Here is a 17,115-nt window from a genome sequence, read left to right on the forward strand (position 1 = left end):
ATCAACGCAGGCTGTGCGTGCAGGCGCACCCTGATGGTGCCTGGCGCCCCGAGCCTTAACTATCTAATGCCTGCGTCCAGCCAAACCCTTGAAAGTGAAGCCTGCCTGGTGCCCCCGGCAACCCAGGGGCAGCGCCAGTTTTCTTAACTTCACTCAAGTGACGATGAACATGGACAGTACTCACATTCAAGACGATCAAGCGGCGAGCACGCGCAGGCCGGTTCCCCATCTGGGGCCGGCGTTCGTTACCGATCACGATGCCGCCCATTGGGCGCATCAACAGATCGGCAACCGGCGCGAGACGGTATTTGGCGGGCTGGTTTTCAAGCGTGATGACGGGATGTACCTGCCAAGCGTGCCGGTGGCCGGCACCGCCACTGCATTCGATTTCCAGAGCGACCTGCTCAAGGTCGATGCCAACAGGAATTTCCTGGCGTACGAGGGCCACAGCGTTCACGCCCTGTACAGTTCGCGCGGCGAGGATGGCACCCGACGCTCCGCGCAGATACAGCACTGGACAGGCGCGCAGCGCCGCCTGGATCGCAGCTTTTTCCCCATCAATATCCTGCGCATCATCATCCAGGTGCGCATGCTGTGCACCCGTTACTACCTGTCCGGGTTCTATGGCTCGCTCATCCAGTATGAAAGCAGCGGCTCTGCGACTGAGGCCAGCTTCTTGAACACGTTGATGGCGGCCAAGCCTGCGGCAGATTTCGACGACTACATCGCCTTTATCAATCAGACGGCCAGGGCCGGCTACCTGCGGGTCATCGTTGCCAACGCCGAGCTGGGTGGAAAGCCTGGCCAACTGCTGGCGCCGTGGACCCTCAATCAAACCCTGTCGCAAATCGGGCAGGACGCACTGGCGCCTCTCGCCAGCCAAGTCAGCCGCCGGTGGCAGGACGCGGTGCGATCAGTCTTGCCGCCGCTGGGGTTTGCACGGCAGGAGAGTCTCTTTGGCTACCTGTACAAAAGCGCGTCGAACCAGTACGTGGCCGAATTTCCGTCGGATGAACTCAAGGCGGCGTTTGCGCTGACCAGTGGCAAGTTGTCACTGCCAAAAGTGCACAAGGCGGACAGTGAGTTTTTGACCTTCGGTATTTACTGCTCCCTATCACCGCAAGCGAAACCGACCGTGGCGAAAGAGTCGTGGCTGGCGGAAAACTTCTTCACGGCTTCCGCGTTGGCTGCCGTGGTGATGATGGCGGGGACCGACGACCTGGGCTTGCACTTTTACTTGCGCGCCAACGACGGCGCGCTGCTGATGTACCACTGCACCGGCTCGCAGGCGCAGTCCCAGCTGTTCGCCAATCGCGGCGCGGATCTCGACGGACGCTTGAAGGACGCTACCTTGAGCCCTTCCGAGTTTGTCCGGCAAGTGGCTGCCGTGGGCACGCTGACGGTGGTTGAGCCCGGACGGATATGGGACAAGGCCGGAGTGGTAGGACCGCAATGGCGCGCCTTCGCGAAAGTCCATGCGTCGCTGAGCCCTGCCTTCGTCACTGCCGATGATGTCGCACGCTACCTGCATTACAAGGTGGGTTCACCCCACGGCTCTTTTCTCCAGGCTTACATCTTCAAGCGCAGCGATGGGCTGTTTGTGGCCTCCAGGCTGTCAGACCCTGACAGGTGGCTGTCGTTGTGGGGCGGGGCATTGCCCACCGACAACGCTCTGACGCGGGTCGAGCTTGAAGGGCACCAAATGGTTGGCGAGTTCAATCGACCTGTCTACGACCTGGCCGAGGTGCGTGCCAACTATCCTCAAAAAACCTCGCGACAGCTGGCGTTCCTGGTCAGTGCACCGTCGACTCAAGCGATCGACATGACGCTGGTTTTTTCCGATCAGATCAAGGTGCTTTACACCAGCGGAACGAACGGTACGTTGATCAAATACGCTGTCAGCGGCTCTCGGGCCGAGCGTGAATTCGGCGAGTACCTGGCACAAGTTGAACGCGATGGCCAAGGTGTGGCCCGCGTACAAGGTTTTGACGGCACGCGTGAAGGGCTGATCAAAGAGCTGGTAAAACTCGGTGAGTTGACGGTGCTGCTGGCGGATGAGACCTGGTACAACGTCCAGGGCCGGGTCCCGGCCACCTGGGAGCCCGAAACGCCTTTCGCCGCCGCAGCCCCCATTGATATGCCCCTGAGCTGGGTTTTCACTGACCTGGCAACCGCCGCCCGTTATGCCCATGACCGTATGCAGGCAACGGCGGATGGCCGGCGAGTCGGTTGCATCCTCAAACACTCGAGTGCAGAGCAGTATGTGGTCAGCGAGCCTTGCGCACCGATACCCGCCGGCGAAACCCTTTTCGTGTTGGCGAATGTTTTTGGCAATGCCAGCCTGCCGCCAGGCTTCGCCCTGCGTGGCTGGTACTGCCGCAGCGCACCGGACGCCACCGGCATCGGCGCCGAACCCTGGTTGTACGAGGGCTTTATCGACACCACGGATTTTGCCCAGGGGATTGCCGCGCTGCGCATCCACCCCGAGAGCAATCTGGCCTTCTACCTCAGCACGGCGGACGGCGCTCAGTTGGCCTATGACGCTTCCGGCTCGGCCGAAGAAAGCCAGCTCTACCAGGTGCTGCCCGATGGCCGGGTGACGGACAACGGGCTGGGGGATGAACTGCGGGCCGCCACCGTGACGCCCCACGAGATGATCCAAAAGGTCGCCGCCGCCGGGGCGCTGTCGGTGTTGCAACCGGGCACGTTGTGGGATGTGGCGGGGCTGGTCGCCGACACCTGGCGACCTTACGCCCTGGCACCCCGCCCGCAACTGAGCCGCGGGTTTCTCCAGGTAGAAGACGCGGCACGCTACGCCCACGGGCAAATCGGCAGCTGGCGTGAGGGCGAATACTGCGGCTATATCCTGCAGCGCCCGGACGGTCTCTACGTGGCCACCGAGCCATTGCCGGCCAGCGACGCCGGGCGCTTTGCCCTGGGCGTTGTCTACCCCCAGGACGTCAAGGGCCGCTCACTGCTCCCGCCCGGTCACATGCTGAAGGCCGTGTACGGTTCCAGCCGCGGGGTTTCGTTGCTGGAACCCGAGCGCCTGCAGCGCCCGGGCTGGTCGCGGGACGATGCCTGCCTGGAGGCGCAGATGTTCAGCGCCCTGGACGTGCACACGCTGATCCGCAATCGCCAACAGGTGTCCGTGGCCTACCTGTCGGGCGCCGAAGATTGTTTGCTGGCGTATGACCTGATCGACTCTGCCGCCCAGGCGAACCTGTTCAAGGCGCTCGACCCCTTGCCCCATCGCAGCCCAACGGCCCTCAACCTGGCCAGCGGCACGCTGACGGCGCTGGAGTGGATCAGCCAGGTGGCGGCGGCCGGCAGCGTGCGGGTGGTGCAGGCCAACCCGTTGTGGGGCGCGCCGGGGCTGATCGCCGAACACTGGCGGCCACGCCTGCCGATACCCCGGCGCGAACGTCCGGAGCAGATTGCCTATGGCCCGGTCTGCGCCAGTGCCGCTGACGCGGCTCGGGCACTGCACACGCGCCTGGACCATGAAGCACCGACGCAAACCGGTTTCGGTTTCATGCTCAAGCATCGCGATCAGGACGCCTTTGTCTGCTCCGAGCTTGTACCCGCCTGGGATAGGGCCGGGCTGTTCGCCTTGAGCGCCGTGTTTGCCGTGGATGACGAAGGCGAGTTCATTTACCCCGCGGGTTATCAACTGCACGCCTTGGTTTACCGGCGCAACTGGATGCCACAGGGGCTGACCACCGCCGAACACTGGCTGGCGCAGCATTTTATTTCGGCCGGGGATCTGGCCAGTGCCACCGTCGAGGCCAAGCGCCAACGGGAGACAGGCGCACTGACGGGCTTGCCGGTGTTTATCTCGACACTGGACCAGGCGCTGCTGCAGGTACAAACGCCGGTGGCATCGACGCTGTTCAACCCGGTCCGCCAGCCGTCGGGGGTCTATGAAGACGTGCAGACCTTGATGGCCAGCGGGCAGCTCTCGGCGGTCGGGTTTGTCAACGAAGTGGCGAAGTTGAGCTGGTTGAGCGTTTTGGTGCCGAGCGAATGCTGGGCGTTGGCGGGTAAGCTGGATGTCAGCCAGGCCCCATGGACCGCCTTCGCCAACTTTATGCGTCGCCCATTGAGCCCGCTGTTCAGCAACCAGGCCGATGCGGTGCGTTACGTCCACCAACAGCTGGGCACACAGCGCGACACGCTGCAAGGCGGGCTGGTGTTGCAGCGCAACGGCAAGTTTGTCGCGACCCTGGCGGTGCCGGTGTTGAGTGAAGACTTCGACCCGAACGTCATCCTGCCGGGCCTGGACGTCAGCCAGGCGCTGCTGGCCCCTGGTTGGAAAATGGTCGCGCGCTACCGGTCACGTGTCGCCCGGGTGCTGGAGTTCTGGTTACCCTCTGAAGAAAACGCGGTGTATCAAAACCTGTTCTCGACCAAAGTACTGGAGACCGCCCTGAAGTCGGGTCACCTGTGGACCCACGAATACCTGCTGACGCCCGACGGCTCACTCATCGGTTTCAGTACCCAGGACGCCGAGCGCAGCTTGCTGGATTCGGCCCGGCGCAACGAAGCGACGCAGTTGCTCAGCCACCTGGAAACCTCCCTGGCCCCCAACAGCCTGGCGCTGCACGACCCTTACAGCAATGCCGTCGAGCAGCAGATGCGCAGCGGCCGCAAGAGCCCCACCGAGCTGGTCAATCAGCTGGCGCGGGTGGGGACTTTGCAGGTACTGGAGGGCGGCCCGTTGTGGGGCTCTGCCCAGCGTGTGCTGCCGGGCTGGATGCCCGGCCTGGCCTACGTTGCGCCGCAGGCGGCGGTCCATGCCGTGGCGGATCGGCAGCTGGGCCCGGTGTTCAAGCATGCCGACGACGCGGCACGCTATGGTCATCAATACGCCCAGGGGCGCGCCGATTTGAGTTTTGGCGTGATTCTCAAGTCCTCCGACAATGGGCATTTTGTCGCCTGTGCGCCGGTCAAGGGCGACGACCTGGGCTTTGCCCTCGACCGGGCGTTCCTGCGCGGGCAGTTGCCGAGCGGGTACAGCCTGCAAGGCCTGTATCTGAGGCTGCCGCAGCGTGCTGCGCCCGAGTTGCCCCAGGCCGAAGGCTACGCGCAACTGATGGCTCCGGCCGTGGTGCTGGCGGCGCTGAGCTTTTTGCGGGTGGCACAGAGTGAGCGGTTCCTGGCGTTGCATGTGTCATGTGCCGACGGCTCACTGTTTCGGTACCAGGCGGTGAGGATCGACCCGGACTGGGATTCCAGCCGCCGGCAGGCGGCGTATCTGAAACACCTCAACAGTCGTGGCAGCATCGACAGCCATGTGTTGAAACTGGTGGAGTCCGGCGAGCTGCGGGTACTCGACAGCAGCCCGTTCTGGGATGCCTTGTTGCCCCGGATAAAGCGCCTGGCCACGACACTGGCAGTGCGCGATACCCGCATGGCCCTGGGCCCGTTGTGCGCCCACCCGGACGATGCCGCGCGCCAGGTATGGCAACAGGTTGTGCCGCTGGAGCACCAGGCGCGGCTGGGAGCGGTGCTGGGCAACGGCGACAGCGACACCTTCATCGCCGTGCAACCGGTGGCAGACCCGGGCCCCTCGGTGGCCGTGGGACTGCGGCCGGACACACCGGCCTACAAGGCATTGTTCGAAGGCATCATGAACCTCGGCTACCCCGGCACATCGACCCGCTACCCGGCGGGCTACAAGGTGATGGGCGTCCAGCAGTTGTTCAAGCTCGACACCGAGCGCCAGCATCTGGCGGATCGCTACGAAGAAGGCCTGGCCCACAACTTCATTGCCCAGAAGGAAATCCGCGGGTTCATCGAGATGCTGCGCCAGGACAAGATCGCGGGGGCGCGTTACTACTTCACCCCGGTGCACGGCGCGTTGATTGTCTATGAGCCCAGCTATCACGCAGACGAAAGCCAGTTGCTGCGCGATGACTGGATCGACGAAGACACGGGTGTGGTGAAGGTCAAGCCCAGCGAGGTGATCCGCCGGTTGGCGACCTCGGGCAAGCTGACCATCCTGGAAACCGATCGCTTCTGGCAACCCCGCAGCCAGGTGGCGCGGCGCTTGTTGCATGCATTCAAGCAGGCCGACCAGGGGGTTTAACGCCGCCGCATCAGCCCGATAAAAAACAGCCCGCCAATGGCCGCCGTGGCCACGCCGATGGGCAGGTCCTCGGGGGCAATCATCGTGCGGGCCGCCACATCCACCCACACCAGGAACACACTGCCCAACAGCACGCACACCGGCAGCAAACGCCGGTGTTCGGCACCTACAAGGCGCCGGGCAATGTGCGGCACCATCAGCCCGACAAAGCCGATGGAACCGCTGATGGACACCAGCACGCCGGTCATCAGCGAGGCGATCAGGAACACCTTGAGCCGCACATTGCGCGCGTTCAGGCCCAGGGTCACGGCGGTCTGCTCGCCGGCCATCAGCGCGTTCAACGGGCGAGCCATCCCCAGCAGCAACACCAGCCCCAGCAACACCGTGGCGAAGGGAATGGCCAGCAGTTCCCAGCGCGCCAACCCGAGGCCGCCGAGCATCCAGAACATCACCGCCGAGGCCGCGCGATGGTCGCCCATGAACAGCAGCAAATTGGCCACCGCCATCATCACGAACGACACCGCCACCCCGCACAGCAGCAGGCGGTCACTCTCCAGCCGACCGTTGCGACTGGCCACCGCCAGCACCACGATCATGCTCAGCAACGCACCGATGAACGCCGCGATGGGCAGGGTCAGCAAGCCGATCACTTCACCCACATGCAGCACCACGATCACCGCGCCGAGGGTGGCGCCGGAAGTCACGCCCAGCAGGTGCGGATCCGCCAGCGGGTTGCGCGTTACCGCCTGCAACACCGCACCGATCAACGCCAGCCCGGCGCCCACCAACGCGCCGAGCAGCATGCGCGGCACGCGGATCAGCCACACGATATGTTCCTGCCCTGCGCTCCAGTCCATCTTGCCAACGCCGAAGGCTTTATGCAGCAGGATCCGCCACACCACATCCACCGGTACCCGCGCCGAGCCGAACCCCAGCGAGACCACGCACGAGATCAGCAACAACGCGCCGAGGGCACTCAGCAGCAGGGCATAGCGACGGTTGATCATTCGCCGTGGAACCCCTTGGCCAGGGTTTCAACCGCCAGCACGTTGTCGATGCCCGGCGTGGCTTGCACGTAGGGGATCACGATAAAGCGCTGGTTCTTGATCGCGTCCACCGATTGCAGCGCCAGGTTGTTCAGCAGGAACTGCTCTTTTTGCTCGGCGGTGATTTCGCTGTAGTCGACGATCACGATGACCTGCGGGTTGCGCTCCACCACGGTTTCCCAGTTGACCCGGGTCCAGCTGGCGTCCACGTCATCGAGAATGTTGCGCCCGCCGGCGGCGTCGATCAGCGCCTGGGGCATGCCCAGGCGGCCGGAGGTCATGGCGCGGTCTTCGCCGCTGTCGTAGAGGAACACGCGGGGCTTGTCGGCCGGCAGGTTTTCCTGCACTTGGGCGACCTGTGCCTGCATCTGTGCGATCAAGGCATTCGCGCGGTCCTGCACATCGAAGATCTTGCCCAGGTTGCGCAGGTCGTTATAGGTGTCTTCCAGGGTGGCCGCCGGGCGCTTCATCACGAAGGCACAGGACTCGGTCAGCTCATACACGTTGATGCCCAACGGTTGCAGGGTTTGCGGGGTGAGGTCGCCACCGACGCGCATGCCGTAGTCCCAGCCGGCGAAGAAAAAGTCGACGTTGGCATTGAGCAGGGTTTCCACCGACGGGTATTTGCTCGCCAGTTCCGGCAGGCCGTCGAGAATCTGTGCCATTTCCGGGGTGACCGACTTCCAGCCGGTCACGCCGCTGTAGCCGGCCATGTGCGACTTGAGGCCCAGGGCGAGCATCATCTGGGTCATGTTGATGTCGTGGCTGACCGCGTGTTTTGGTGCCTCGGCGAAGGTCACTTCGCGGTTGCAGCTCTGGATTTTCAGCGGGTAATGGGTCGCTTCGGCGAACGCCTGGGAAGTGCCGAGCAGCAACGCGAGAGACAGCAGGGAGCGCAGGATCATGGTTGGGTTATCCAGGTGATTCGGGGGTAGCCGGACAAGGGGTGAGTGTCGATCAATGCTTCAACGCCGAACACTTCGCGCAGCAATTCGGCGGTCAGCACTTCGTGAGGTGTGCCGCTGGCGACGATGCGCCCGTGGTTGATCACGTACAGCCGATCGCAGAACGCGGCGGCCAGGTTCAGGTCGTGAATGCTGGCCAGGGTGCCGATGTTCAGGCGCTTGACCAGTTGCAGCAATTGCAGTTGGTAGCGCGGGTCGAGGTGGTTGGTCGGTTCGTCGAGGATCAGCAGTTGCGGTTGCTGGGCCAGGGCGCGGGCGAGGATCACCCGCTGTTTTTCTCCGCCCGAGAGGGTGGCGAAGGCGTGGTCTTCAAAGCCCAGCAGGCCGACGTTATCGAGGGCCTGGCGGATCAGGTTCTGGTCTTCAAGGGTATCGCTGTCGAACAGGCCCTTGTGCGGTGTGCGGCCCATGGCGACCACTTCATCCACCCGCAGGCCGAAGGCGTCGGGAAACTCCTGGAGCACCACGGCAATGCGTTGCGCGCACCACTTCGAGGATTGCTTCCAGACGTTCTGGTGTTCCAGCAGCACCTCACCGTCAGCCGGTTTGCTGAACCGATAGGCGCAGCGCAGCAGGCTGGTCTTGCCGCTGCCGTTGGGCCCGATCAGCCCGACGAACTCACCGGCGTTCACGTGCAGGCTGGCGTCACGCAGTTGGAACTGGTGATGACAGTGCTCGTGGCCTGGTGGGGTCCAGGCGAGGGCGGTGAGGTTGAGTGAGGTCATCTTTACTCTCAGGTCCAACACAGGACAAATGTGGGAGCGGGCTTGCTCGCGAAAGCGGTGGATCAGTAACAGATACAGTGCCTGACACACCGCATTCGCGAGCAAGCCCGCTCCCACATTTGGACAGTGTTGCGTTCAGTTAGAAGGTGTAGTCCGCCGTCACGAAGAACGAGCGCGGCTCGCCCAGGATCCATTGCTGGCCGTCGTTGTATTGGCTGACGGCGTAAGTGCGGTCGAACAGGTTATTCAATTGCAGGCCCAATGTCGTGTTGCGCATGGCTTTCCATGAAACGCTGGCGTCGACCACGGTGTAGCTCGGCACTTCGCTGGTGTTGGCGGTGTTGGCGAAACGCGAGTCTACATAACGCACGCCGGCACCTGCACGCACGTCGTCAGTGATGGCCTTGCTCAGCCACAGGTTGGCGGTGCGACGCGGCACGTCGGTGGGGCGGTTGCCGTCGCGGGACACGGACTGGCCGTTGACCACTTCGGAGAAGTCGTCGTACTGCGCCCGCACGATCGCAGCGTTGGCTTGCAGTTGCCAGGCATCGGGCAGTTGCAGGTCGAGGCTGGCTTCCAGGCCGTTGGAGGATTGCTGGCCGACTTGTTCCTTGAGGGTGGTGCCTGGGATGCTCACCAACAGTTTCTTTTTGACGATGTGGTAGGCCGCCAGGGTCCATTCACCACGGGAATCCCAGAACGCCTGCTTGAGGCCGATCTCGGTTTGCTTGGCGGTGGACAGGCCGAACTGCTGCTGGCTCGGGCTCAGGGTGATCAGGCTGCCGACGCCGTCGGTGCTGGTGGCGTACTGGCCGTAGACCGAGGTGTCCGGGGTGATCGCGTAGACCAGGCCGGCTTTCCAGTTGTTGCCGGTAAAGGTCTTGTTGGAGTCGCTGCCATCCACGAGGGAGTCACTGTCGATGTGCAGGTAATCGCGGCGCACGCCGGTGATCAGCGACAGTTTATCGGTCAGTTGCAGGCGGTTTTCGGCGAACGCAGCCAGCTGTTTGGTGGTGCTGACGGACTGCGGAATGAAGGGGCTGGCGCTTTCAAACGGCTGCGGTACCGGGTGGTTGATGTCCACCGGTTGGCCGGCGTTCGTCAGGTCATCGAACGGCGAGTTGCTGGCCAGGCGGAAGCGAATGCGGTTGTACTCCACCCCCGTCACCGTCTGGCTGTCGAGGCCGAACAGCGTGTGTTTGAAGGTGAAGGTCTGGCGGTCACCCACCTGTTCCTGGTTGTGCTTGATGCCCAGGTAGCTCTGGCGCACCAGGCCGCCGTCGACGTAGTTGTAGCTCTCGGCGTTCTGCCAGCGCCGCTGGTTTTTCAGGTAGGACAGTTCATTGGTGGCGGTGACGTTGTCGTTGATCTGCCACTCGCTGGTCAGGCGCGTCCACTGGTCGTTGTAGTGCTGGATATCGTTGCTGACGTTGTAGTTCTTGTCCCGCAGGCCCTTGTGCAACTGGCCGTTGATCAGCGGTGTGCCGTAGTCGTTTTGCGGGGTCTGGTCGCCGTAGTCGGAGGCCAGGGTGAAGCTCAGGTTATCCGCCGCCTGCCAGCGCAGGGCACCGCTGACGAAGTCGCTGCCGGACTCGCCGCGGTCGATGAAACCGTTGCTGCGCAGGCGGTTGATGTTCAGGCGATAGCTCAGGGTGTCGGTCAGCGAGCCGCCGCTGTCGAGGGCTTGCTGCTGGCGGTCATAAGAACCGTAGCCCAGGCGGATATGGTTTTCGATCTCGCCCTCGAAGGGTTTCTTCGCGATGGTGTTGACCACCGCGCCGGTGGCGCCCTGGCCGTACATCACCGAGGCCGGGCCGCGCAGTACGTCCACCCGCTCAACGGACCAGGTGTCCACCGGGAAGGTGGAAGTGCCCGCGCCATCGAACATGCGCGCGCCGTCGTACAACTGCAGCACCGAGCTCTGGCCGGTGAACCCGCGTGCCGACAACGAGGTACCACCGTCGCCCGGCGTGCCGGTGCGGCTGATGCCGGTGGCCCGGGAAATCGCGTCCTGCACCGTGGCATCGCCCCGGGCGCGAATCTGCTCGCCGGTCTGGCTTTCAACGCTGCCCGGGGTTTGCAGGGCCGTGAGGTTCAGGCGTGAACCTGCCGTGGTCGGGGTGTTCAGGTCGACGCGCTCGTCGTCGACGGCGGGGGCTGAGACGGCACTGGCGGGAAGCGTCAGGGCCTGGGCAGTGTTTTGCAGGGCGAGCAGGCACAGGCCGGACGCAAGGTACTTGTTCATCGGACGATAAATCGCTTCTTCGAGACGGTACTCGCCGCAGGGCGCGGCGAGTGGGAGAACACATTAAGTGTTACAATATAACACTTTGTGCGGCGTGGGCGAAAGCCCGCGTAAGACTACATAACGCCTCTAGGTAGGGCATCTCGTCTGTTTCACGCTGAACCTGAGGCAGATTCACGTTGGCCAAACCACCGTGAAAGCACCAGGCGATCCAGTGCCCAGACCACGATCAGCGAGGCGCCCACCAGCGGAAAGACAATCGCCAGCCCGAGCATGATCACCATCGCGGTTTTCCATTTCGGCAGGTCATGGCGCAACGGTGGAACCCCCAGGCTGCCCTGTGGCCGACGCTTCCACCAGATCACCACACCGCTGACGGCGCTGAGCAGGATCATCAGGCAAATCAGCAGCACGATGATCTGATTGACCACGCCAAACATCTTGCCTTCGTGCAGCATCACGCCCGATTCGGTAACCCGCGCCACGCTGTTGTAGTGCTCCCAGCGCACATCGGCCAGGACCTTGCCGGTGTATTGGTCCACATGCAGGGTGGCGTCATTGCGCGGGTCGTTGGCGAACACCGCGAGGGTGAACACGCCTTCGGCAGTGGTGGGGAAGGTGATGCTGTAGCCGGGTTCGACCTTGCGTGAGTTGGCGAGGTCGACCACCTGCTGCAGGCGGATACTCGGGGCTGCCGGGCCCTGGCTCATGCCGGCGTGCTTCATGTGCTCGGCATGCTCGCCAGACATCGGCATCGGCGTGTTTTCCATGGCCCACGGCACGGTTTGTTGGCTCGCGGTGTTGAGGCTGCGGGCCTGCTGGTCGGACTGCGGCACGTTGTTCCACATGGCCGCCGGGAATTTATTCCACAGCTCGGCGTATTGCTTGCCCCAGAAGCCGGTCCAGGTCATGCCGCTGAGGAGCATCACCAGCAGGAACGCCGCGCCCCAGAAACCGGCGACCGCGTGCAGATCGCGCCAGAACAAGCGACCGCGGCTGCCCAGCCGCGGCCACAGAATGCCCGCCGCCGACTTGCCTCGCGGCCACCACAGATACACGCCCGAAATCACCAGCATCACGCCCCAGCCGGCGGCCAGTTCCACCAGGCGATCGCCGACGGTGCCGATCATCAACTCACCATGCAGCGCACGGGCGATGGCTTGCAGGTTGTACTTGGCGTCCTGTTCGCCGAGCACGGTGCCGCGATACGGGTCGACGAATACAGTCACTTCGCGCCCGTCGTTGTGCATCACGAATTGCGCGCTGCTGGTGGCGTCGGCGGGTGGCAGGTACTTGCTGATCTTGCCTTGTGGATAGGCAGCCTGGGCACGTTGCAGTTGCTCGTCGGCACTCAGCGCGTGTTCGGCGCTCTGCACGGTCAGCAGGTTGCCGTACATCAGCGGGTCGAGTTGGGGTTTGAACAGGTAGATGATGCCGGTCAGGGCCAGCAGCACCATGAACGGCGCGACAAACAGCCCGGCGTAGAAATGCCAGCGCCAGGCCAGGTTGTAGAAGGAAATCTTCGGTGGGTTCATCAGGATGTGCTCCGCAAAGGCTTGGATTTTTTGTGTTATCGAGGACGCCATCGCGGGCAAGCCCGCTCCCACAGTGGAATGCATTGCAACTGTGGGAGCCGGCTTGCCTGCGATGCGCTTAGAAGCTCATGTCCACCTTGGTCCAGAGCGTGCGCCCCGGTTCCTTGATGGCTTGCGGGTCATTGGCCGGGTAGCCGAACCCGGCGTTGCCGGCCAGGTTCAGGTGTTCGGCGTACGCCTTGCCGAACAGGTTGTCGACGCCGGTGCTGACCTTGAAATTCTTGTTGATGCGATACGCCGCGTTCAGCGAGAACACGCCAAACCCCGAGCTTTTGTCGAAGTCCTTGCCCACCACGTTGCCCTTGTTCTGGTCGATGCGGTTTTGCGCCGCGACCACCCGCCACAAGGCGCCGGCGCTCCAGTCGTCCTGGCTGTAGGTGAGCCCGAAGCGCGCATCCAGCGGCGGGATCTGCGGCAGCGGTTTGCCGTCGCTGGTGTTCTTGCCCCAGGCGTAGGCGAAGGTGGCATCGGCCTTCCAGTTGGCGGTCAGCTTGTAGGCTGCGCCCAATTCACCGCCCATGATTCGCGCGTCCACATTGCGCGCCTGGGAGGTGGTGCCCATCATTCCCGGCTGGTAGTCGAACAGGATGAAATCACGCACCTGGCCGACGTAGCCCGAGGCCCAGGCATCGAGATCGGCGGATTTGTATTGCAGGCCAAAATCCAGCTGGGTGGTTTTTTCAGGCTTCACACCGTCGAAGGCATTCACGGAACCGACCGACCCGGTGTCGGGAGAAAACAGCTCCCAGTAATCAGGGAAACGCTCCGAATGCCCAAGCCCTGCGTACAGGGTGGCAGGGCTGTCCGCCAGATCGTGCTCGTAGCGCACAAAGCCGGACGGCAGCGTATCGGCGCGGGTTTTACCGGCGGTGGGGTTGGGGCTGCTCATCATCCCGGAGCTGATGGTTTGCCGGAAATCCTTGGCCGAGGCGCGGTCGACGCGGGCGCCGGTGATCAGGCGGTCGCGGTCGGCGGCGTACCAGGTCAGTTCGCCGAACACCCCGTAGTTGTGGAAGTTGGCGTCCTTGCTGCGGGGCAGGTCCTTGTAGGTGTCGACGCCCATGGCGCTGCGTTCGCGGTGTTCGTTGGTTTGTGCATCAATGCCGCTGATCAACTGCACATCGGCCCAGCGCCAGGTGGCCTTGATACGGGCGCCGAGGGTGCGGCGGTCGACGTTGGCCGCCATGGGACCGGCCATCATCCCGGTGCCCGACGGGACGCGCAGGGTGTAGTTGTCCATCACGTGGTCGGCGTAGTTGTAGTAGACCTGTGCTTCGACCTTATCCAGCACCTCGCCGATATTCGATTTCTCGACGCGCAATCCGAGGCTCTCGCGCAAAAACTGCGAACCGTCCATGCCACGCCCGGCGTAGCGGGCTTCGCCATCGCCACGGCCGGCGGTGAGTTCCAGCAGGGTGTCGGCGTCCGGGGTCCAGCCCACGGCCACGTCGCCGTTCCACTTGTCGTAGCGCGAGGCGACGGTGTCGTTGTTGCCGTCCTTGTAGTCATCGGCGTGGGCCTGGTTGCCGATCACCCGCACATAACCCAGCGGCCCGCCGGCTGCTGCGTCGACGACTTTGTCGAAACGCCCGTTGGAGCCCGCCAGGATGCTGGCGTTGACCCGCGTGCCCAGCTCGCCGAATTGCTCGGGCTCGCGCTCGAACAGGACCGTGCCGGCTGAAGCGCCCGGGCCCCAGAGCACGGTTTGCGGGCCTTTGATCACGGTGAGCTTGTCGTAGGTTTCCGGTGAGATATAGGAGGTGGGCGCATCCATCCGGCCGGGGCAGGCGCCGAGCATCATGCTGCCGTTGGTGAGGATGTTCAGGCGTGAGCCGAACATGCCCCGCAGCACCGGGTCGCCGTTGGTGCCGCCGTTGCGCACCAGGGCGAAGCCGGGGATGGTCTTGAGGTAGTCGCCGCCATCGCTGGCGGGCACCGGTTGACGCGGGTCTTTCGGGTTGGTGACGACGGTCAGTGGTGAGCTGGGGGCAATGGCGGTGATCACCGTCGGGCTCAGTTCGTTCTGGTCGGCAGGCTCGTCGGCGTGGACCTGAGGAACCAGCAGCGCGCCACACATAACGGCGAAAACGGGAGTACATCCCAAACGGGTGTCAGCAGAAAACCTGGACATGAAAAATTCCATCATTCATTCGTAAACAACACGGCCAGCAGCCTGCGGCTGTCTGTCTAAAGTCGGCCGGGGTGAAGTAACGGTGTGAAGTGCTTACGCGATGATGGGCGGGGCGCGGCTGCGGGCACCGGGGAACACGGTTTGCCGGGCATGGCCCAGGCGTGGGGCGGGGGTCAGGGCGTTGGCGGGCGGCGGGCTGCCGAGGGTGACAAACGACACGCTGCCAGGCAGCGCCGGGCAACTGAAGAGCAGGCTGCAATAGCCGCACTTTTCCCAGAGCACGTGGTGTTCGTCGGGTGCTTTGTGGTGATCGGTCGCAGGCTTGGCGGCGCCATGGCAGCTCGGCGCGTCCATGGACATTTCCATCGACATGCCGGCGTGATGATCCATCGGCATCGCTTGGGAAATCAGCGGACCGATAAAGATCATCAGCATGGCGAACAGGCTGATCCAGCTGCCGCGCATAAGGCCTACAGGCTTACGGCGGTGCGGGGACAACCTGGCGCGTGGGGCGCCCATCAAGGTTTATCTATTGGGCGTGCATGTGTTCGTGGCCGGCCATGGGTGGCTGCTTCTGCACTGACACTTCCACCTTCACTGGCCCGGCCTTTTCAAAGTTCAGGGTCAGCGGAAAATGCTGGCCGTCGCGCAAAACGCTGCGGTCCTTCAGGTCCAGCAGCATCACGTGGTAGGCCATGGGCGCGAACGTCAGGTCACCTTTGGCCGGCACCGCGACGCTGGTCACCTGCTGCATCTTCATCAGATCGCCCTGCATCACATGCTCATGCAGTTCGGCCTTGGCGGCCACGGGCGTGTCGACGCTGAGCAAGCGATCCGCATGCTCGCCCTGGTTATGAATCACGAAATACGCCGCGACGGTCGGCGCATTGGGCGGCAGTTCCTGAGACCAGGGTTCGCTGACCACCAGTTCGCCGACCTTGAAGTCTTCGGCATTGGCAGCAGCACACACCGGCAGCAACAACGCAGCCAGAAGCAGGGAAGATTTGAGCATGGCAGTTCTCCAGAACGGTTCTAAACGCAGTTCACTTGCGAAGAAATCAGACCGTTGGAGAGGCGCGGGGGTTAAGGCTCGGCCATTGCTGGCGCGGGGTGGGGGATTGCAATGACGGCGGCGGCAGGTCTTGCACCGCGTCGAATCTTGCGAAATACAGTGTTGGTGAATGCCCCGGCAACGCCACTAATGGCGCCGAGCCCGAGCAGCACCAGCAATGCTGCATGGTGGAGTGATCGTCTTGCTGCGGCGCCGGAATCTCCAGCTTGCCCAGGGCAATGGCCGTCAGCTTGTTGGCATTGGAGGAGCAGAAACTGCCCCAGAGCAGTTGCTTGACCGGGTCATCCGCCTGCTGCATCGCACCCGCCATCGGCATGGCAAACGCATTGAACAGCACTGCAAGGCAGGCTATCCAGGCAATTGCAAAGCGTTGACGGGCCATGGCGGACAATCCGTAGGGTTAAGCGATCAGGTGGGTATTTAGCCTGATCGGGGAGGATAAGTAAAAAGGGGCGGTGTGGTTTGGTGTCGCAGTGCTGGGTTTGAGGATAGACGGGAATCAAGGATTTCCATTTTTTTCAAATGGGCCGCGATGTTCAGTGCGACGCTGAATGCTGTGGGAGCTGGCTTGCCTGCGATACAGGCGACTCGGTCTTCCTGCTGGAACGAGGTGATGCTATCGCAGGCAAGCCAGCTCCCACAGTTTGGATTGTGTTCGGTTCGAATGTGGAGGCCCTCCACAGAAATTTCCGACAGTGATTGGCGGTTGTCGTTAGGAAACTCAATCTCTAGTCTCCGAACACCACTGCAAACTCAGTGGTCGGGCGTCGCGGCCCGGATCCTATAGGCGCTAAGCGCCATCGTCTGCTTTCAGTTGACGCTTTTTTATCGTCTACTGTGCGGCGCTATGGTGGCTGTGCGCGGGATACCTTCGGGTATGCCGGGTTGCCTAGGGACCGGTCCGCGAACCTGCGCACAGCTGCCACCCTCCATCGCGTCGCGGCGATCAGTGGCAGCTCCACGTCCCTTAGGAGCTTCACAATGATTAAACCTACCCCCAATCCCCCCTTTCGGCTGTTCACCGTAGCCGACGGAATCAGCACCGAAGACCTGTTGGTCAACCTCATTGAAACACTCGCCTCGGCCAATGCGCTGAGTTGCGACTTGGCGTTTAGCCTGGAAGGATCGAAGCGAGAGGAGTTGTTGGGCGTCGCTCAGTTGATCGAGCTGGCGGAGTTACTGGCTGATCGGGTGCACGAAGGTGGCGGAAAACGCATTTAACACTTCGATGATCGATCGTTCCTG

Annotated in this window: 11 protein-coding genes; 2 read left to right on the top strand and 9 right to left on the bottom strand. The window is 63.1% G+C overall.

Annotated features, from left to right (window positions below):
* Positions 1-169: 169 nt before the first annotated feature.
* Complete coding sequence (locus QF039_RS32375; RefSeq protein ID WP_307522585.1) at positions 170-6,091, top strand: hypothetical protein; 5,922 nt, start codon at positions 170-172, stop codon at positions 6,089-6,091.
* On the opposite strand, the gene QF039_RS32380 is transcribed toward QF039_RS32375, so the two are convergent.
* The 9 genes from QF039_RS32380 to QF039_RS32420 all read right to left on the bottom strand — a co-directional run bounded on the left by QF039_RS32380 (position 6,088) and on the right by QF039_RS32420 (position 16,252).
* Positions 6,088-7,098 (bottom strand): iron ABC transporter permease, encoded by a 1,011-nt coding sequence (locus QF039_RS32380; protein ID WP_307522587.1) that lies wholly within the window; start codon positions 7,096-7,098, stop codon positions 6,088-6,090. The two genes, QF039_RS32375 and QF039_RS32380, sit on opposite strands and share 4 nt — an antisense overlap.
* The gene (locus QF039_RS32385) at positions 7,095-8,042 is read right to left on the bottom strand and encodes an ABC transporter substrate-binding protein (protein ID WP_177020776.1); all 948 of its coding nucleotides are present in this window, start codon (positions 8,040-8,042) and stop codon (positions 7,095-7,097) included. Before QF039_RS32385 ends, QF039_RS32380 begins: the two co-directional genes overlap by 4 nt.
* A complete protein-coding gene (locus QF039_RS32390) occupies positions 8,039-8,827 on the bottom strand; it encodes an ABC transporter ATP-binding protein (RefSeq protein WP_003217364.1) in 789 nt (262 codons plus the stop codon). The genes QF039_RS32385 and QF039_RS32390 overlap by 4 nt, the downstream gene beginning before the upstream one ends.
* A 139-nt stretch (positions 8,828-8,966) precedes the next feature.
* The gene (locus QF039_RS32395; protein WP_307522590.1) at positions 8,967-11,072 is read right to left on the bottom strand and encodes a TonB-dependent siderophore receptor; all 2,106 of its coding nucleotides are present in this window, start codon (positions 11,070-11,072) and stop codon (positions 8,967-8,969) included.
* 152 nt (positions 11,073-11,224) lie between these two features.
* Positions 11,225-12,607 (bottom strand): PepSY domain-containing protein, encoded by a 1,383-nt coding sequence (locus QF039_RS32400; RefSeq protein ID WP_307522593.1) that lies wholly within the window; start codon positions 12,605-12,607, stop codon positions 11,225-11,227.
* A gap of 118 nt (positions 12,608-12,725) precedes the next feature.
* A complete protein-coding gene (locus QF039_RS32405; protein ID WP_307522595.1) occupies positions 12,726-14,798 on the bottom strand; it encodes a TonB-dependent copper receptor in 2,073 nt (690 codons plus the stop codon).
* A 93-nt stretch (positions 14,799-14,891) separates the two neighbouring features.
* Entirely contained in the window at positions 14,892-15,263 is a 372-nt protein-coding gene (locus QF039_RS32410) for a DUF2946 domain-containing protein (RefSeq protein WP_003217356.1), read from the bottom strand.
* Positions 15,264-15,327: 64 nt separating this feature from the next.
* Positions 15,328-15,810, bottom strand: coding sequence for a copper chaperone PCu(A)C (locus tag QF039_RS32415; protein WP_076017993.1), 483 nt, complete (start codon positions 15,808-15,810; stop codon positions 15,328-15,330).
* Positions 15,811-15,856: 46 nt separating this feature from the next.
* A complete protein-coding gene (locus QF039_RS32420) occupies positions 15,857-16,252 on the bottom strand; it encodes a DUF2946 domain-containing protein (RefSeq protein WP_307522598.1) in 396 nt (131 codons plus the stop codon).
* 599 nt (positions 16,253-16,851) lie between these two features.
* On the opposite strand from QF039_RS32420, the gene QF039_RS32425 reads away from it, so the two are divergent.
* On the top strand, positions 16,852-17,091 hold the full coding sequence (locus QF039_RS32425; protein ID WP_003217349.1) for a DUF6124 family protein: 240 nt from the start codon (positions 16,852-16,854) through the stop codon (positions 17,089-17,091).
* Positions 17,092-17,115: the final 24 nt, after the last annotated feature.

Origin of the sequence: Pseudomonas sp. W2I6 (assembly GCF_030815935.1) — a bacterium.
Taxonomy (GTDB): domain Bacteria; phylum Pseudomonadota; class Gammaproteobacteria; order Pseudomonadales; family Pseudomonadaceae; genus Aquipseudomonas.